Source organism: Paenibacillus sp. GCM10027628 (assembly GCF_042676385.1).
Lineage (GTDB): Bacteria > Bacillota > Bacilli > Paenibacillales > NBRC-103111 > Paenibacillus_E.
On the sequence record NZ_JBHTHA010000046.1, the window covers coordinates 65,510 to 82,848 of the forward strand.

Consider the following 17,339-nt stretch of genomic DNA (forward strand, 5'->3'; position numbering starts at 1 on the left):
TCAAGTAGCCGCAGGCATCATCTAACACCGTATTCACGCTGCGGGGCCTACGCCCCTTGGTCTGCCAGAAGCATTTTCGGGGAAGTGGAATCAGGCAGACAACCCTGCACTGGCTAAGTCCGTCGGACCCGGGTCTAGCGCCTTAATCCAGTGAGGATTCGTGAATACAAGAACGTTAGGTGAAATCATTGCAATACTATTTAATGCAAGCCTTTTCATGGGAGTGATTGATATAAAGATCCGAATCATTGGAGCTTGCGGAAGCGGCAAATCATATATTGCGAGAGAATTGTCAAAGAAGTATGGAATTCATTATTACGAAACTGATAATCTCGTTTGGGATCGATGCGCGGAAAACCGCAGAAATTCTATTGAAGTTAGAGATTCAAGGCTTAATGAAATACTAAAACAAGAATCATGGATTATCGAGGGTGTTCATTACAAGTGGGGTCAAGATAGCATTAATAAAGCTGATTTAATCTTTTTATTAACCCCTAATAAATATTTGAGGGATTTTCGGGTCATCAGGCGATTTGTTAGAACACGATTGGGTTTTGAAAGTTGGAATTATAAGCAAACAATAAGGAATTTATATACAATAATTTTTAATTGGAATAGAGGATATGACAAGAATGGAATAAAAGACATTTTGGAACTGACTGATGAATATTCAGAGAAGAGAATTATCATAAAAGATAATAATGAAATTTTCAAACACATAGAAGTCCATTTTGTAGGTATTTCATGAAGGCAATGACATCACCTAACACCGTATTCACGTTACGGGCCTTACGCCCCTTGGTCTGCCAGAGGCATTTCGAGGGAGCTCAATCAGGCAGACAACCCTGCACTGGCTAAGTCCGTTGGACCCGGCGCTACGCGCCTTAAGCCAGTGAGGGTTCGTGAATACAACAACGTTATCTGAAAGGGCATGAAGGAAGGAAGAGGAGAGACCAAGCCAATGGACATTCATAATATCCCTGTTGAATTTGTAGATCAAATAGGAGCGATTCAGAACATCTCATTCCCTCGACAAGGGCATACTTCGCTTGTTATTAAAATTGAAACTCGTGATCATCAGTTCATTATTAAAAAGACTGAGCATGCCTTATTTAATGAATGGTTAACGGAGGAACATAAAGCATTACAATATCTTTCGACTACTGGACTACCGGTTCCAAAGGCCTATGCTTTCCATATTCAGGACAAAACTAGATGGCTACTCATGGATTACATTGATGGAATTAGTTTGAAACATTTCTTAGGGAGTAAACCTAATCTTTGGGTTAGAGAAAAAGTTATATCTCACTATGGTTTATGTTTAAAGCAAATCCATGAAAGCCAATGCCCTGTTGTCTTGCGCAAGAATGATCAACCTTGGTTAGATACTATGCTCATAAAGGCAAGTCACAATCTAGCTAATTATCATGTGGATGGCACTGAAGAATTTTATACGACTGAAAAATGATAGACCCAAACCGATTGAGAACACTCTGATTCATGGCGATTTTCACACTAATAATGTATTGGTTAACAACAATAATGTAATTGGTATTACCGATTGGCCTAGAGCTGCGTTTGGTGATCCACGATTTGATATCGCGTTGGCTATCAGATCTAAGCAGAATGTTTTTGATCAAAAGGGGGATAAAGAATTATTCTTTGAATCCTATGGTAGATTAAGGATAACAGATGAAGAATATAGGTATTTCCAAGAAGGTTTGTATAAGTTCTTTTAAGTATCGCTTCGAAGGTGCCCCATCAGATAACACCGCACTCACGCATCGGGGCTAACGCCCCTCGGTCCGCATGTAGCATCTCCTAAACAGCTGTTTCAGCGGACAGCCCTGCACTGCCTAACCGCGTCGCGGCCGCTCCCGTTGGTCGCTTAAGGCAGTGAGGGTTCGTGAATGCACAAACGTTATCCGAAACATTAGAAGATAAGCTTATAAAAACCCATATTTAAACCTATAAATAATAACACACATAATTAGATGTGGTTTATAATGAAATAAAATAATAATTTGCGCGAGGTGAATTACGATGAGTATTAAAGGCGAAGTGATTAAGCTCATACAGGAGTTACCAGAGGATGTAACAATGGAAGATATCCTTTACAAATTATATGTTCGGGCAAGGATTGAAGAAGGATTAAAAGAAGTAAACCTAGGTCAAGGAATACCTCATGATGAAGCAATGGAGAAAATCTCTAAATGGCTAAATTAACATGGTCACCCCGTTCATTAAATGATTTGGAAATTATTTTTGAATATATTAAACCAGACTCAGAAGAGAATGCTCGTAATTTTATTAAACAATTAATAACCTCAACAGTTGATATTACTGAATTTCCGTTCTCAGGTAGAGCGGTTCCAGAATTTAAAGAACATAGTATACGTGAAAAGCTATATAAGAATTATCGAATAATTTACAGAATAAGCAAGAATGAAGTAGAGGTATTAACGGTTTTACATCAATCTAGAAGACTTAATAAATGACTTTAATTTAAGAACATCATGAATTCTTTAGCGAAATCAATGATGTTTTTTTATTTTGCGGGCAGATTCAAGCATGCTTCGGATAACACCGTATTCACGCTGCGGGCCTTACTGCCCTTGGTCTGCCTGAGGGATTTCGAAGAAGCGGAATCAGGCAGACAACCCTGCACTGGCTAAGTCTTCGACCCGCCGCTAACGCGGCTTAAGCCAGTGAGGGTTCGTGAATACAAGAACGTTAAGCGAAAGCACTGAAAACTAATGTAAAAAAGAGAGGTAACAAATAATGAACAAAGAAGAAACCAATCAAATATATAAAGAACATGAAAAAAAGATTAAAATCTGAAGATTAATAAGAATTTCATAATCAGGACCATCTTGAAGATGATTAAAGAACGATTTGAGGGTTATTTCGAAGAAGACGGGGACATCCGATAACACCATATTCCTGCTACGGAGCTTATGCTCCTTGGTCTGCAAGAGGAATTTCGAGGAAGAATATTCAGCAGACGCACCTGCACCGACTAACCGCGTCGCGGCCAGCCCTTTGGGCTTTTAGTCAGTGAGGCGTCGGGAACACAACAACGTTATATGACATTCCCCAAGAAAATTATAAGATCTTTTACGAAGCGGAGGTGTTGAATATGAAAGATAGAATAAAAGTCAGACTTAATGTAGATCTAACTCAATATTTGAAGGGACTGATTGCGGGATCTGAAGGATATACAATTGGCAATTACGGGACGTGGTCGCGAGCTAAATGATAATTTTACCGGTGTACATTTTCCAGGAATAGGATCATTAGATGTATTGTGGTCATCTCTTGAAATTATTGACGAAGAATATCTTTTGGAAATAGAAGAAAGAAGAAAACAAAGCAAGAAGAATATAAAAGTGCGAGAGATATTGTTAAATATATTGGTCCAAGAGGTGGATTTAAGGGTTTAAGTTTTACCTATACTAATTTAAATGGGACGATAGTTAGTTATTCAATTGGATTTAAACAAGAAGCAGAAAAACTTATTGAATACTTCAAAGAATTAAATCTAGAGATTAAAGAGAAGACTATGAAATAAAAAAACCTGTGGGAAATTTCGAAGATGAAGGGAACTTCATATAACGACTTATTCACGCGCCGGTCCTTGCGGCCATTGGTCCGTCTGTGGCATTTCGAAGAAGTCGTATCAGGCAGACAAACCTGCACTGGCTAACCGCATTACGGCCGGTCCTACAGGCCTTAAGCCAGTGAGGGTTCGTGAATACAGGACACGTTATTTTGAAACCGACGGAACTCTATCAATAAAAGATTGAAAAAATTAAATCGATTATAGAAAATGTAATTGAGGAGGAAATAAACATTGCAACCCATTAATCAAAGGATTGAAGCTATACTCCCAATTTTATTACCACTTCCAATTGAATTGGATTTTGATGAAATTACTAATCAAGTTATTAAAGAGTTAATTTCATCAGAATATATTTTCCCGTTAAAAGCTGAGCAATTATCATCATATCAAGTTATAGTAAAATTTCAGCTGTTGGATGAAAGTGATAGTAGAATAAATTTCTTTAAAACAGAAACACTTGGAAGAAAAAAGATATTTCTTTTAGCTTATACAACAATGGAGATTATTGATAAACCTGTTGCAGGAATTGAATCATGGAATATCCCTTCCATTGTTTTATGGAGTAAGATTTCAGTTGACCATTTCATTAAACGGCTATATGATTTCATCATTTGTATAAACATAGCAAGGGTAGGCTCTATTCGAGTAGATCAAGGAGTTATTTTCATTGACAATCAATTTTATCAGAAATTAAAAATGATGAACAATAATTTTCAAGAAGTATTCTTATTTACTCAAAAAACAAGATGGCCAGTCCTTGAACACTTAGAAATTCATACTGTTTGGAACTGGATCACAGAAAAGGCCGGATTTCTTGATGGAGTAGGTGGCACACCAGTTGATAGGGCACTTACAGCATTAACTTATCTTTTTGGTTCTAATGGAGAAACAAACGAGGGAATGGATTTATTCTTTACTATGATAGGTCTAGAGTCACTTTATTGTACAAGTAATAATGGAATTAAAGAACAATTGTTAGAAAAATCACAGGTTTTTCTTGGAAAACAAACCGATTATAAGAAATTGTTTAAAGGCATGTACGATTATCGTTCAAAATTTATACATGGAAGTTTGAACTTTCCTGTTAAATATCATTTTTTTGATGGATCTGATGAGTATGATCAATTTATGAAAGACTCCTATGATGCTACCTTAATGGCCCAATCTGTTTTAATTGCTACTCTACAACAGTTATCCAAACGTAATATGAATGAGTTAAACTTCGAATATACATTAGTAGACTAGTTGTTTATCCTGGCAGCTAACAACATAGCTTTATTAATAACGTGATAATGATCCAATACTAGTAGTAAGATTATTCAGAGAAGTCGTCGGCATCATATAACACTGTATTCGCGCATCGAGCCTGACGGCTCTCGGTCTGCAGAAGTGATCTCGAGGAAGCGGAATCAGCAGACACATCCGGCTGACGCCGGACGTCGCGAATATAAGAACGTTAGGTGAAATTACAGCAAATCATATAAACCTGATAAAACTGGGGGCAATATCATGAGGAGAATATTATTGATTATTCTTTCTATGCTATTGCTTTCTTCATGTAATACATATGACTCGAATAAAGCAAAAGAAAATGGAGATATAATTCCAGGTCATCCTGGCCCTGTGAATTTAGATAAAATCGATATATTTATTAAAGATTTTGAAACACAGAAAGAATCAAAAATTAGAATTACTAGTTACACAGAGGAAGGAGATCCAATAATAAGTGACCTTAACTTCAATGGGAAGGAAATAGAATATATATTTGATAACTCAAGAGATAAACATGGTGGAAAACAAAAAGGAAAATACGATACCACATGTAAAAGCATTGAAAAGAAGAATGTAACAAGAGGAGACAGTGCAAGGGGAGTTGAATACATTTTAACTAACTGTAAAGAAATTATTGGAATACACTATTCAGAAAAACAAGAAATATATTTAATGTTTAAAGCACAGTGATGTTTGTGAGTAGATTCGAAGAGGGCTGTAACATCGCCTAATACCGTATTCACGCTGCGGCGCCTGGCGGCTCCTTGGTCCACCCGAGGAATTTCGAGGAAGTGAAATCAGGCGGACAACCCTTCGAACCTAACCGCGTCGCTGCCGCCCCTTTGGGGCTTAAGGTTCTTGGGTTCTTGAATACAAGAATGTTATGGGAAACCACTGCAAAGCTAGAAAGGGACGAGCTAGATGATTATATTAAGACTTACCCAAACATTGTTGAAGGACATGAAGGTCAATCCGGAAGATGTTAATGATGAGCTAACTTTATTGAGTTGGCATGTTAACATTTATAAACTCAATAACCGAAAGCACATTGTATTTATTAATGACTTATCTCGTTTGTGTGTAATTATAGATGGAATTAGAACGGGACAATTATCAATGTTGAAAGAAAAGTTTCTAACAACACTCAGAGAATATCTACTAAGTGAAGGTGTTAAAAAGGATAAAATAGATAGGTATGTTCAAGAAGGATCTGAATTTTTGATTGCTAGAACCAACAATAGAAGTGTTTTAGGTACGATGAAAGAAGCAACATTTTTTACCGAAGATGATTTTAAAGATAACATTGAACGGCTAAAATGGCTTAATAAGTTGATTCATAAACCGATAAATTATCAAAAACCGATTCAGGTATTTAAAGAGGCTATTGAGAGGAATAAATAGAAGAGCTTGAATGTGTATTCGAGAAGGCACTGGCATTGCATAACACCGTATTCACGCATTGGGGCTGATGCCCCCGGTTGCCAGAAGTATTTTCGGGGAAGTGGAATCAAGTAGACAACCCTGCAAGGGTAAGTGGCGGAGCCACCCAGTCGCTGGCGCTCCTTAAAGCCTTTCGGGTTCGTGAATATAACAACGTTATGTGAAATTCTCTAAAAAGGAGTGATACAATGACTGATAAAGTTGAAAAATTTGAAAAGATAATCCTTAAGTACTACAAAAATACAATACATGATGGTGGATCAGGGAGTTCCTTAAAATTACCTAACTTCGAGTTGTTCGCGAGAGATTATTTAAAGTTTGCCGAAGAGGGGTTAAATAATGGTTCGAATGCTAGTTTAATTAATTGTGTGTCAAACTTAAAGAGGGCTATGGATTGCCAGATCGACACATTTTTTTCTATGGTAAATTTATATGAATATATTTCCAAGCGAAATCTAAAATTTGAAAAGAAGCTTTCATTTATAGAAGAGATAGGATTGTTTAGTTCTAGGTCTTTAAGTAAGTTGAATACGATTAGAAATAAAATGGAGCACCTATATGAAGTACCAAAAATAAATGAAATAGAATTATACTTTGAATTAGTACATGCTTTAGTTAGATCCTTAGAAATTGCTATAAGTCTATTAGAATGGCACTCTGGTTTAGATTTTGTAATTTATGAAGATGTTGAGAATGAAGAGAAAGAACTGGGTTATATTGGTATTCACTATAACCCTGAGAAAATTAGTTTCAGTGTTTCATGGAAGATCAACGAAGATAAGGATGATTTTGAAGTTGGTATAGATAATTATAAAGAATTTGGTTATGTATTTAGAATTCATTTGCTCATGTATCAAATTAAATGTATTGGTAGTAACGAATATGTTGAATCAAAACTAAAGTACAATTTAAGTTAATCATAGGAGAGAGAACTTCACATAACACCGTATTCACGCTGCGGCGCTGACGCCCCTTGGTCTGCCAGTAGTTTTTCGGAGATGTTGTATCAAGCAGACAACCCTGCATAACCTAAGCGAATTGCGCCTGGCCAATCGGCCTTAAGTCGGTGAGGGTTCGGGAACAAGAACGTTATATGAAAGATAGGCAACTTATCAATAAATACACCAAAAGAGGTTGATACATGGAGACACATCTAAAAGAAATTGCAGAAAAGACACTAAAATATTTATGTGTTGGTTCATACATTGAAGGGATAAATTTCTACGGACTCAAGGTAATCTTCTCAGAATCTGATACAAACAAGAATCGTTTAGATGGGCAAATATATTTGAATATTGAAAGCAGGTTTATTATTTATAATACTTGGCCAGAAACCTTTCCTCAATCTGAAGATGAAATGCCGGTTTCAAGTTGGCTTGAGGATTCAAAAAGAATATGTGATTTAAGATTAAAACATGTAACTAATGTTAAATTAGGAGATTCGATGCCTCATTTATTTATCGTTTTTGATTCTGGAGAAGTATTATTTGTTTATGGTCATCATGATAAGTATGAAAGTTGGCAGTTAGGGGTCTTAAATAACAAATTCAATAATGAAGTTTGGGAAGTTGTTGCTTGTCCTGGAGATGCAATAGCCATATGGGTACTTGAAGACATTTTGTAAGCAAATTCAAGGCTGGCTTATCCCTCGTATAACATCGTGTTTCCACTGCGTGGCTTACGCCCCTTGGTCTGCCAGAGTCATTTCTGGGAAGTCGTATCAGGCAGACAACCCTGCACCGACTAAGCGCATCGCGCCCGGCCAATCAGCCTTAAGTCGGTGAGGGTTCGGGAACACAAGAACGTTAGATGAAATAACCTGTTAGAATAGGAGAAAACATGAAACAACTTAAAATCCTAATTATTTTTATTTATCTCTGCTTATTCATAGGAGGTTGCAAAAGCAATTCGATAGATGAAGCATTTCGTAAACAATCTCCTAATAAAAACTATGAACTACTTTATATAAACCAAGTAGATGAGAAGAAAATAGGTTTGTTCAAAGCACCATTTGATAATGGCAATATTGGAATCGGGGTAGCAATATTTGAAGGAAATGATAAGGATGGTTGGAAGGTAATCGATTCATCTTCTTATTATTCGCCTACCAAAGTAATTATCTCGAGGCTGATAGAATTCATTTAGATCTGAAAGAGAGCTTTAGAATCTTATATGGTTTAATTGATACTCCAGATATAACAAAAATCGAAGTTACAGATAAACATGGAGAAATTATCGAAGGGAATATTATAGATACTAATTGGAAGAGAATTTGGTATGCGATAGCAGAAATAAATGAAATGAAAGTAAAAGCATTTACGAAAGATGGAAAAATAGCTATTGAAGTACCCTAAAAAAATAAGGAATAGTAAGCAATTTCAAGTAGCCAGGTTACTTCATCTAACAGCGTATTCACGCGGCGTGCCTAACGGCCCTTGGTCTGCAGAGGCTTTTCGGAGAAGCGGAATCAGCAGACAACCCTGCGAGCCTAAGCCTGACGGACCTGGCGCTAAAGCCACTTAAGGTTCTTGGGTTCGTGAATACAAGAACGTTAGCTGAAACTTGCGGAGAGCATTTAAAGACGAAAATACCTAAGATCATAAATACATAAAAAATCTTTTTAAGGAGTAAAGCGATGAATCCACCAAAACATATCGTTTCGGCAGCTGGGAGATGCCTGGTGGTCAAGTAGAAGAAGGAGAGTCCTTAATTCATGCTGCAATAAGAAACAAAAGAAGAATCAGGAATAGACATAGAAATTATAAAATTCTGCGGAATTTTTCAGAACGTAGGAAATTCAATTTGTAATACCCTATTTTTAGCGAAGCCAATAGGTGGAGAATTAATACAAACATCAGAAAGCTTTGAGTCAGGCTATTTTCCGAAAGAAGAAGCACTAAAAAAAGTTGAATGGAAAGATTTCAGACAAAGAATTGAGTACTGTTTAAAACCTGAAATGCAACCTTTTTGTGTTGAGTTTAATGATGTGAAGAATATTTGAGGGTATCTCAAGTAGCCGCAGGCATCTTCTAACACCGTATTCACAGTGCGGGGCTAATGCCCCATGGTCTGCCAAAGGCATTTCGAGGAAGTGGATTCAGGCAACCCTGCACTGGCTAAGTCCGTCGGACCCGGCGCTACCGCGCCTTAGGGTGGTGAGGGTTCGGGAACACAAAAACGTTAGACGAAACCATTCAAAATATAGGAGACTAAAAGAAAAAATGAAATATATTAATATAATAATTTTAATAATAATTCTTCAAGGATGTTCAACTAACAAGGATATTAATAGTGTAGATGATATACCGATTGTTGATACAGTTAAAGAGCAATCAATCCCTTCGGAAAAAGATGAAATTAATAATAAAGAAGTTGTTACAGATATTAGTTCATGGGTTCATCCAACAAAGGAATATATTAATAGTATTGGTACATTAGAAAAGGTTGAAATAAAGAATAAGAAAATCACTTTTTATTTAACAACTAAAGGTAATGGTAATTTTTCCTATGAGATATTTTCTGATTTAGCTAAATATAATGATTTTCAAGATTATAAGATTATTAGTATTGATAGTGAATTAAAGGCAAGGGCAATTGATATCACTTGTAGTAAGCCCGATAAGAGAGTTATTAAAATTGTATCAGAAATACTAAAATAATTATTTTATAAACATAAGGTAAGGATATAGTTAGTATTTTCTATGAAGTCGAATGGCATCGTCTAACAAAAGTATTCACGCGTCGGGCTAACGCCTTCAGTCCGCGGGAAGCTTTTGGCAGGGGAGCAGATTCAGCGGACAAGCCTGCTAGACTAAGTGCTGACGCACCAACTCCCTCCAGTCGTTTAAGTCTCTCAGCATCGTAAATACCAAACTTTATCAGAAATTAATGTTAAGGAATGATTTTTAAGATGATATTTCAGAGAAGCCTATTAGCAAAGATTTTTTTAAACATCTTAATGATTGGATTCAATGTTATTTTATATTTCAACATGCAACATACGTTGCTTGTTGTAAGCGTGATTTTTTCAGCAATAATGAGTTTGATTATAGTAGGAAATAACTATCGTATTTCTGACGGTAAGTTGAGTAAGCACTTTTTTAATATTAACAATTTAGAGATCGAAATTAATGAAATTAAAACAGTAGAATTTTATAGTGAAAGAAAAGCAGGGTACATAAGAATTAATATAGCCAGTCCAGATGAAGACGAGTATAGGTTACTATTTGAGAATGGGGAAGTATTGAAGATACCTTCATATTATATGAGCAATAGAATGACAGTTGGAGAATTTTTATGCAAACAATATAAAATAAAAAAGAAAGTAACAAAGAAAATAAAATACATATATGGAAACCCATAACTTGAAAGTAGCTCTACGAGGACATTAACATCTGATAACACCGTATTCACGCTAAGGGGCTGACGCCCCTTGGTCTGCCAGAAGTGATTCAGGGAAGTAGATTCATGCAGACAACCCTACAAGGCTAAGTGGCGGAGCCACCCAGTCGTTAATTTAAGCCTTTCGGGTTCGTGAATACAAGAACGTTAGCTGAAACCGTCGAAATCGTATATTAAACAAACACTATATAAACAATGAACCCATTTTATTAAGAGAGTTGATTCTATGAAGTTGATATTCTTAGATATAGACGGAGTAATGGTAACTTCAAGACATATGATTCAGAGCAACAAATACTTTGGACATGAGTTTGATCCAGACTGTATTAGTAATTTACAAGACATATTACATAAAACAGATGCGAGTATTGTTGTTAGTTCATCTTGGAGAGAAGGAAGAACATTAAAACAATTACAATCGATCTTTGAAATCAATGGAATAAATAAAGTTATAGGAATGACGCCCATAATTGACGGGGCAATTCGAGGGAGAGAAGTTAAAGAGTATTTAAAGAATACAGAAGAATCAGGAATGAAAATAAGTAAATTTGTAATAATTGATGACGAAGAAGAAATGGGAGACTTAAAGACATTTTTAATAGAAACGGAATTTAAGACAGGAATAACAGACAATATTAAGAACCAAGTAATAGATTTTTTAAGTAAATTCGAAGAAGCCGACGGCATCAGCTAACACCGACTTATGAAGGAATGGTAGAAGAAAGCTTGGCAGTCAGTATGAAAGAATCTTTATATGAGGGTTTTGTTTGATATTGTTATTCCCGTAAAGAAATCCCGACCATCTTATAACACTGTATTCACGCTACGGGGCTCACGCCCCTTTGTCTCCCGAAGTACATCGAGGAAGTGGAATCAGCAGACAACATTGCTCTGCGTAAGCCCGTCGGACCTGGCCTATCGCGCCTTAAGCAAGTGAGGGTTCGTGATACAATAACGTTTGATGAAACCATTGCAGAGCTTATATTGAAAGAAGTGAAAATAATGAGAACCGTCATTTACTTTGTCAGACATGCCGAGTCTCCATATATAGAGGGTATGGAGAGAACGAGAGGTCTCTCAAATAAAGGAAAAGAAGATGCGCTTAAGATCAAATCAATTTTGAATGATGAAGACATAGATATTTTTATTTCTAGTCCGTATGAAAGAGCAATTCAGACTATTAAAGACTCAGCTGGAACTAAGAAGATTGTAATATTTGAGGATCTTAGAGAAAGAGAAATAGGCCTGATCAAAGAAATGAATTTTAGGGAAGCGAAGCTGAAAGTTTATAAAGACATTTATTACTCATTTCCTGATGGTGAATCGAACGTTAGTGCTCAAGGAAGAGCAATAAAAACAATAATGAAAATATTAAATGAATATAGAGGAAAGAAAATTGTAATTGGGACACATGGGGATATCATGACTTTGATTTTAAATTATTTTAATAACCAATTTGAATTTGAATTTTGGGAATCAACATCGATGCCAGACATTTATAAATTAGAATTTAAAGATCAGAAATTAATAGAAGTAAAGAGACTTTGGTTTGATCAGCTCGAAGAAGGCAATGGCACTTGCTAACAGCAGACAACCCTCACAGGTTAACCGCATCGCGGCCGCCCCTACCGGGCCTTAAGCCAGGAGGGTTCGTGATTACATCTAGTTAAGTGAAATTCTATCTAAGGCTTTTGAAACCAAAAAATGATAAAATGAAATCTAAACGCAATGGAACTCATAAATGCAAGTCGGAGAGGGTTCGCAGATGCAACAACGTTAACTGAAATCATTGCTGATAAAAATCAATAAACAAATTGGAGCGATTATAATGCTAGATGCATTTACAAAGAAAAGGATAGAAAAAATCCTCGATAATTATATTGAAAGAAAAATACCTAGACATCTTAAAGAAGAATTTGAAATCAAGTATAAATTCAGAGGCAATACTTTAACATTAGTTCAAGAAAGACCTTCATATATTCCTGGCAGTCGAGTAGAGTTGCCTATAGCTCAATTTAGGTTAGAGGATAACAAATGGAAAATATATTGGAAGGACAGTAAAGACAAGTGGCATTTCGTGGATGATATTAAATCTGATGAAAGCTTTGAAACACAATTAATGATTGTAGATCGGGATAGTAAAGGTATATTTTGGCTGTAGTATGGACCAAGAGTATTTGAAAGAGATGTGAAGTTCAATGAGTACAAATAAAAGATCTTTAGTGATTATCCTCCATGAAATATATGGAATTAATAATCATATAAATTATTTCTGTGATTTGATGATGAATGAAGGTTTTGATGTATTTAGTCCAAATTTATTACATAGAGAATCATTTCCTTATGATCAAGAAGATAAAGCGTACTCCTATTTTATGATGGAAATTGGTTTTAATAAATCTATAGATGATGTGAAACAAATTGTGCGGGTAAATAAAGATAAATATGATCGGGTATATATCATCGGATTTAGTATAGGTGCAACTCTTGCATGGATGAGTAGTGAACTTGAGATTGATGGAATAATTGGGTTTTATGGATCGAGAATTAGAGATTATGTAGAGATAGAACCTAGATGTCCAACTTTATTATTTTTTTCAAGCAATGAAAAGTCGGTAAATGTACTGGATTTAGAAAGAAAATTAAAGGAGAAGAAGGAAGCAACAGTTGAAATCGTTGAATCTGAGCATGGATTTATGAATCCTTTTTATAAAACCCATGATCTCCAGAAATATAGGGAGTGTTTAGAAAAGAGCATAGATTTTCTTAGGAGAATCGAAGGGGACAAGCATGGCCATTAGTAGGCAAGGTATTGTTAGGGAAGATTTGAGAAAAATCAACCTGATCCAAATCAATTGGTTGGGCGGAGGTATTCATTGCATTACGCAGCAACAACTGGTTTTTACACCGTAAATGCAACTCCTCAATCTCATTGCAAAAAGCGAATTTAATTAACTTGGCAAAAACGCTGGATCAAATTCTTGAATTTGATTCGGCGTTTTTTTTATTTGCCCGGTTTTTAGTGAAGTTGTACTTATTTCAGAAAGTTCTTAATAAGAATTGTAATAGAAAACTTTGTTAGTCAATTTTACTATCAAAGGGGGTGAACAAGGTGCTTGGTCGCAATCAGACAGGAAATAGCAAGTTTGTGAAACAAATGAATCGGCAGGAAATTCTTCGAAAGCTTCGGGAGAATAAGCGGGTTTCGAGAGCGGATCTGGCAAAGCTTACTGAGCTAAGCCGTCCATGTGTATCTTCTTTGGTTGATGAAATGATCCATGAAGGACTTATCCATGAGGTGGGTGTTGGCGAGTCCAAGGGTGGTAGGAAACCGATTCTGCTTGAATACAATTATCAAGCTTATGGTGTGGTCGGGGCTATCTTTGAGGGAAGTATGCTGAATATGTCCATCGCTGATTTAAGCGGTGACTTGTTAGTGGATTACAATATTCGCTTGCCGCAGCCAACCAATGGAGAAATGGCCATTCGTAGTTTGGAACTGGGTCTTCGGACCTTGCTTAGTAGAAGCGGGTTCGATAAATCCCGATTGCTTGGGATCGGTTTAGGCTTGCCTGGAATTACACAGCGTCGTGATGGAACCGTGAGTTATGCGCCAAGCACAGGGTGGATGGGGCTTCCGGTTAAGCAGGAGATAGAGGAGCGGTTAGGTCTGCCTGTTATGATCGATAATGACGTTAATCTGATGACTTTAGGGGAGTTTCATAAGGGTGTTGGTCATGGTGTACTGAATCAGGTTTATATGTATGTGGGGACGGGAATCGGTGCCGGCATCATTATTGACGGTCAATTTTATCGGGGCTCTCGTGAAGCATCCGGAGAGATCGGTTATATGATGGTGGGGCAGGTTGATAAGCTTAGCCGAGGTGAATATGGGGTTTTTGAAAGAAATTATTCAGCGCCAATGATTCGTGAAAAGGCCCGAAACGCTCTTCCTTCCCTCGAAAGTGAGTCTGGCGTGATGAGCCAGCTGATCCGACATGCTGAAGATGGCCACGAAAAGGCTAGCCAATTATTAAATGATATCTATAGGCATTGGGCGTACGGAATCGCTAACATGGTGAGCATACTCGATCCAGAATTGTTGATTTTAAGCGGGGAGATGATTTACATCGGAAAGAGCGGTGTAGAGAAAATCCAAGAGATGCTGACGGAATGGGTTCCCTATGTGCCTCAAATCAAGATGGCGGCCTTAGGCAACAAAGCAGGCATCATCGGGGCGATTCACAGCGCACTAGAAGCATTCCCCGTAGATAATTCCAACAACAAAATATACCTTACAGGAGGTTATTCCATTGAAAACAAGTAAGGGGAACGTGTCCAAATTGCTCGCAGGCATTCTAGTCAGCATCTTTATGGTTGTGGTTACTGCATGCGGAGGCTCGGCGCCAAGTAATGTAAAGACAAGCGAATCGCCCCAGGCGAAGCCATCTGACAAACCGGCTGCTACTGAAGCGCCTAAACCTGCGGAGAAGCAAAAACTGGTCATCTATACGGCAAGAGACAAAAGTGTCGTCGATGAAATCATTCCAAAGTTTAACGCGAAGTATCCGGATATTGAGGCCGAGGTACTAACGATGGGAGCGCAGCAAATTCTAGAGCGAGTTCGCGGAGAAAAAGCTAACCCGCAAGCCGATTTCTGGTGGGGCGGCACGCAATCCGCATTGATGACAGCGGCGAACGAAGATCTCCTGGAAAGCTTCAAACCAAGCTTCGCTGACAGCATACCTGCTCTGTATAAAGACGCTAAGGATCGCTGGTATGGCGAGATGCTGCTGCCGGAGGTCATCATGTACAATTCCAAAGCGCTCAAACAAGAGGACGCTCCTAAAGATTGGGACGGATTGCTTGATCCGAAATACAAAGGCAAAGTCATCATCCGTGGCGTTCTTGCATCCGGAACGATGAGAACGATCTATTCCGCCATGATTTTCAAGGAAGGCGCTGCCGATCCTAAAAAAGGGTATGAGTGGCTCAAGAAGCTGGATGCCAATACGAAAGAATATGCTCAGGATCCAACCAATCTTTACTTAAAATTAGCTCGCGAAGAAGGAACGTTGTCGCTTTGGAACTTGCAGGACATCATGATTCAGAAGCAATTAAAAAATCAGCCGTTTGATTTTATTTATCCGGCTAGCGGAGCACCAATACTTGTAGACGGTGTTGGCATGGTGAAAAATGCAAAGAACAAAGAAGCAGCCAAGAAGTTTTATGAGTTCTTATTCGACTCCAAACTTCGTGTGGAATTGGCCGACAAATTGTTCCAGATCCCTACGCGCACAGATATTAGTAAAGATTCTCTCCCTGCTTGGTTGAAAGGCATCGAGCTCAAGCCAATGAATCTCGACTGGACGGTCATGGCTGACAAGGAGAAAGAGTGGATGCAGTACTGGGATGAGAATATTAAAGGAAAAGGCGCCAAGTAAGTGAATCAGCTCCTCGGGCAGCGGTGAATTAGAGTCGCTACCCGAGCACTTTATAAGGGAGGTACCGTACGTGATCGAAGTCGCTCTAGAACATGTAACCAAGCAGTTTGGGAAAGTATCGGGCGTTCAGAATGTGCACATTCGGATTCAGCCCGGTGAGTTCTTCACTTTCCTTGGCCCTAGCGGATGCGGCAAAACAACAACGCTGAGAATGATCGCAGGCTTTTACTATCCAACCTCAGGCCGTATTGTATTTGGCGATCAGGATGTAACGACAGTGCCTCCCCATAAACGTAATACGGGGATGGTGTTTCAGAATTACGCCTTGTTTCCTCATCTGACGGTTTTTGAGAATGTAGCCTTTGGCCTCCAGGTTAGAAAACGGCCGAAAGAGGAAAGGATCCGAAGAGTGGAGCGTGCCTTACAACAAGTACACTTGCAAGGTTACGGCAGCCGGCGCATTGACCAGTTATCGGGTGGACAGCAGCAGCGGGTTGCCCTTGCCAGAGCCCTCGTCATTGAGCCGAATATTTTACTCCTGGATGAGCCTTTATCGAATCTGGACGCCAAATTAAGAGAAGAAACACGGTTGGAGATCAAAAGGCTTCAGCTCGAATCCGGCATTACAACCATTTATGTGACGCATGATCAGGCTGAGGCGATGGCGATGTCAGACCGGATTATGGTCATGCAAGGCGGCGTTGTACAGCAGGTTGGAAAGCCGGAGGACATCTATAACAGACCGCTGAACCGATTTGTCGCTTCATTTATCGGCGAGTCAAACCTGTGGGAAGGCATCGTTGAGCGGATCGAGGGCGATCAGATCTATGTCCGGGTTTCTTCTGAGCTGGTCCTGTGCGGATTCATGAAGAATAGCGCCCCTGATTGTCGGCTGACAGTGGGAGCACAGACGACCATGTCGATTCGACCTGAGGCGGTGCGCGAAGTTCAGACAGGGGCTTCACAGTCAGAGAACACGTTCTTAGCAAAAGTTGTCATTGCCGAATTCACCGGAGTGAATGTCAATTACTTGACGGAGGCTGCCAACAGACCGTTGAAAGCGATGTTCGTCAATCAGGGTCACCAAGTTCGTCAGCGCGATGAAATGCTTGCGATTCACATTCCTAGCGAAAGCATTTATTTCTTAGAATAGGCGGAGG

At 38.4% G+C, this 17,339-nt stretch carries 22 protein-coding genes and 1 pseudogene; all 23 read left to right on the forward strand.

What is annotated here, in order from left to right; translation table 11 throughout:
• Positions 1-160: 160 nt before the first annotated feature.
• On the forward strand, positions 161-748 hold the full coding sequence (locus tag ACFQZT_RS28475) for a P-loop NTPase family protein (protein ID WP_379305627.1): 588 nt from the start codon (positions 161-163) through the stop codon (positions 746-748).
• 213 nt (positions 749-961) lie between these two features.
• Complete coding sequence (locus ACFQZT_RS28480) at positions 962-1,468, forward strand: phosphotransferase (RefSeq protein ID WP_379305629.1); 507 nt, start codon at positions 962-964, stop codon at positions 1,466-1,468.
• Positions 1,434-1,739, forward strand: a complete 306-nt coding sequence (locus tag ACFQZT_RS28485) for a phosphotransferase (RefSeq protein WP_379305631.1) — start codon at positions 1,434-1,436, stop codon at positions 1,737-1,739. Before ACFQZT_RS28480 ends, ACFQZT_RS28485 begins: the two co-directional genes overlap by 35 nt.
• 304 nt (positions 1,740-2,043) lie before the next feature.
• A complete protein-coding gene (locus tag ACFQZT_RS28490) occupies positions 2,044-2,226 on the forward strand; it encodes a hypothetical protein (protein WP_379305633.1) in 183 nt (60 codons plus the stop codon).
• Positions 2,214-2,498, forward strand: a complete 285-nt coding sequence (locus ACFQZT_RS28495; RefSeq protein WP_379305635.1) for a type II toxin-antitoxin system RelE/ParE family toxin — start codon at positions 2,214-2,216, stop codon at positions 2,496-2,498. The genes ACFQZT_RS28490 and ACFQZT_RS28495 overlap by 13 nt, the downstream gene beginning before the upstream one ends.
• Before the next feature lie 726 nt (positions 2,499-3,224).
• Positions 3,225-3,443, forward strand: a complete 219-nt coding sequence (locus tag ACFQZT_RS28500) for a hypothetical protein (protein ID WP_379305637.1) — start codon at positions 3,225-3,227, stop codon at positions 3,441-3,443.
• Positions 3,444-3,853: 410 nt separating this feature from the next.
• Entirely contained in the window at positions 3,854-4,867 is a 1,014-nt protein-coding gene (locus ACFQZT_RS28505) for a hypothetical protein (protein WP_379305639.1), read from the forward strand.
• A gap of 264 nt (positions 4,868-5,131) precedes the next feature.
• Positions 5,132-5,584, forward strand: a complete 453-nt coding sequence (locus ACFQZT_RS28510) for a DUF4362 domain-containing protein (protein ID WP_379305641.1) — start codon at positions 5,132-5,134, stop codon at positions 5,582-5,584.
• A gap of 231 nt (positions 5,585-5,815) precedes the next feature.
• Positions 5,816-6,295: a DUF6933 domain-containing protein gene (locus ACFQZT_RS28515; RefSeq protein ID WP_379305643.1), complete on the forward strand. Its 480-nt coding sequence runs from the start codon at positions 5,816-5,818 to the stop codon at positions 6,293-6,295.
• Between the two features lie 227 nt (positions 6,296-6,522).
• Complete coding sequence (locus ACFQZT_RS28520) at positions 6,523-7,251, forward strand: hypothetical protein (RefSeq protein ID WP_379305645.1); 729 nt, start codon at positions 6,523-6,525, stop codon at positions 7,249-7,251.
• A gap of 224 nt (positions 7,252-7,475) precedes the next feature.
• Positions 7,476-7,958, forward strand: a complete 483-nt coding sequence (locus ACFQZT_RS28525; RefSeq protein WP_379305647.1) for a hypothetical protein — start codon at positions 7,476-7,478, stop codon at positions 7,956-7,958.
• 215 nt (positions 7,959-8,173) lie between these two features.
• On the forward strand, positions 8,174-8,479 hold the full coding sequence (locus ACFQZT_RS28530) for a hypothetical protein (protein WP_379305649.1): 306 nt from the start codon (positions 8,174-8,176) through the stop codon (positions 8,477-8,479).
• Positions 8,480-9,001: 522 nt separating this feature from the next.
• A pseudogene (locus ACFQZT_RS28535) lies at positions 9,002-9,335 on the forward strand (NUDIX hydrolase); the annotation flags it as partial.
• 220 nt (positions 9,336-9,555) lie between these two features.
• Positions 9,556-9,993, forward strand: a complete 438-nt coding sequence (locus ACFQZT_RS28540) for a hypothetical protein (protein WP_379305651.1) — start codon at positions 9,556-9,558, stop codon at positions 9,991-9,993.
• A gap of 251 nt (positions 9,994-10,244) precedes the next feature.
• A complete protein-coding gene (locus ACFQZT_RS28545; protein WP_379305653.1) occupies positions 10,245-10,697 on the forward strand; it encodes a hypothetical protein in 453 nt (150 codons plus the stop codon).
• A 264-nt stretch (positions 10,698-10,961) separates the two neighbouring features.
• Entirely contained in the window at positions 10,962-11,429 is a 468-nt protein-coding gene (locus ACFQZT_RS28550; protein ID WP_379305655.1) for an HAD domain-containing protein, read from the forward strand.
• 173 nt (positions 11,430-11,602) lie between these two features.
• Positions 11,603-12,319, forward strand: a complete 717-nt coding sequence (locus ACFQZT_RS28555) for a histidine phosphatase family protein (protein ID WP_379305657.1) — start codon at positions 11,603-11,605, stop codon at positions 12,317-12,319.
• 244 nt (positions 12,320-12,563) lie between these two features.
• On the forward strand, positions 12,564-12,896 hold the full coding sequence (locus ACFQZT_RS28560; RefSeq protein ID WP_379305659.1) for a DUF3024 domain-containing protein: 333 nt from the start codon (positions 12,564-12,566) through the stop codon (positions 12,894-12,896).
• A gap of 37 nt (positions 12,897-12,933) precedes the next feature.
• Entirely contained in the window at positions 12,934-13,536 is a 603-nt protein-coding gene (locus ACFQZT_RS28565; protein ID WP_379305661.1) for a dienelactone hydrolase family protein, read from the forward strand.
• Complete coding sequence (locus tag ACFQZT_RS28570; protein ID WP_379305663.1) at positions 13,526-13,648, forward strand: hypothetical protein; 123 nt, start codon at positions 13,526-13,528, stop codon at positions 13,646-13,648. The genes ACFQZT_RS28565 and ACFQZT_RS28570 overlap by 11 nt, the downstream gene beginning before the upstream one ends.
• A gap of 199 nt (positions 13,649-13,847) precedes the next feature.
• Positions 13,848-15,062: an ROK family transcriptional regulator gene (locus ACFQZT_RS28575; protein WP_379305665.1), complete on the forward strand. Its 1,215-nt coding sequence runs from the start codon at positions 13,848-13,850 to the stop codon at positions 15,060-15,062.
• On the forward strand, positions 15,049-16,179 hold the full coding sequence (locus tag ACFQZT_RS28580) for an extracellular solute-binding protein (RefSeq protein WP_379305667.1): 1,131 nt from the start codon (positions 15,049-15,051) through the stop codon (positions 16,177-16,179). Before ACFQZT_RS28575 ends, ACFQZT_RS28580 begins: the two co-directional genes overlap by 14 nt.
• A gap of 70 nt (positions 16,180-16,249) precedes the next feature.
• A complete protein-coding gene (locus ACFQZT_RS28585; protein ID WP_379305669.1) occupies positions 16,250-17,332 on the forward strand; it encodes an ABC transporter ATP-binding protein in 1,083 nt (360 codons plus the stop codon).
• Positions 17,333-17,339: the final 7 nt, after the last annotated feature.

Excerpts from the sequence above, each read along its gene's own strand:
- ACFQZT_RS28550 (WP_379305655.1), top strand. The coding sequence starts at position 10,962 with ATGAAGTTGATATTCTTAGATATAGACGGAGTAATGGTAACTTCAAGA.
- ACFQZT_RS28495 (WP_379305635.1), top strand. The coding sequence starts at position 2,214 with ATGGCTAAATTAACATGGTCACCCCGTTCATTAAATGATTTGGAAATT.
- ACFQZT_RS28480 (WP_379305629.1), top strand. The coding sequence starts at position 962 with ATGGACATTCATAATATCCCTGTTGAATTTGTAGATCAAATAGGAGCG.
- ACFQZT_RS28560 (WP_379305659.1), top strand. The coding sequence starts at position 12,564 with ATGCTAGATGCATTTACAAAGAAAAGGATAGAAAAAATCCTCGATAAT.
- ACFQZT_RS28490 (WP_379305633.1), top strand. The coding sequence starts at position 2,044 with ATGAGTATTAAAGGCGAAGTGATTAAGCTCATACAGGAGTTACCAGAG.
- ACFQZT_RS28530 (WP_379305649.1), top strand. The coding sequence starts at position 8,174 with ATGAAACAACTTAAAATCCTAATTATTTTTATTTATCTCTGCTTATTC.
- ACFQZT_RS28545 (WP_379305653.1), top strand. The coding sequence starts at position 10,245 with ATGATATTTCAGAGAAGCCTATTAGCAAAGATTTTTTTAAACATCTTA.
- ACFQZT_RS28515 (WP_379305643.1), top strand. The coding sequence starts at position 5,816 with ATGATTATATTAAGACTTACCCAAACATTGTTGAAGGACATGAAGGTC.
- ACFQZT_RS28570 (WP_379305663.1), top strand. The coding sequence starts at position 13,526 with ATGGCCATTAGTAGGCAAGGTATTGTTAGGGAAGATTTGAGAAAAATC.
- ACFQZT_RS28510 (WP_379305641.1), top strand. The coding sequence starts at position 5,132 with ATGAGGAGAATATTATTGATTATTCTTTCTATGCTATTGCTTTCTTCA.
- ACFQZT_RS28485 (WP_379305631.1), top strand. The coding sequence starts at position 1,434 with ATGGCACTGAAGAATTTTATACGACTGAAAAATGATAGACCCAAACCG.
- ACFQZT_RS28540 (WP_379305651.1), top strand. The coding sequence starts at position 9,556 with ATGAAATATATTAATATAATAATTTTAATAATAATTCTTCAAGGATGT.
- ACFQZT_RS28520 (WP_379305645.1), top strand. The coding sequence starts at position 6,523 with ATGACTGATAAAGTTGAAAAATTTGAAAAGATAATCCTTAAGTACTAC.
- ACFQZT_RS28565 (WP_379305661.1), top strand. The coding sequence starts at position 12,934 with ATGAGTACAAATAAAAGATCTTTAGTGATTATCCTCCATGAAATATAT.
- ACFQZT_RS28525 (WP_379305647.1), top strand. The coding sequence starts at position 7,476 with ATGGAGACACATCTAAAAGAAATTGCAGAAAAGACACTAAAATATTTA.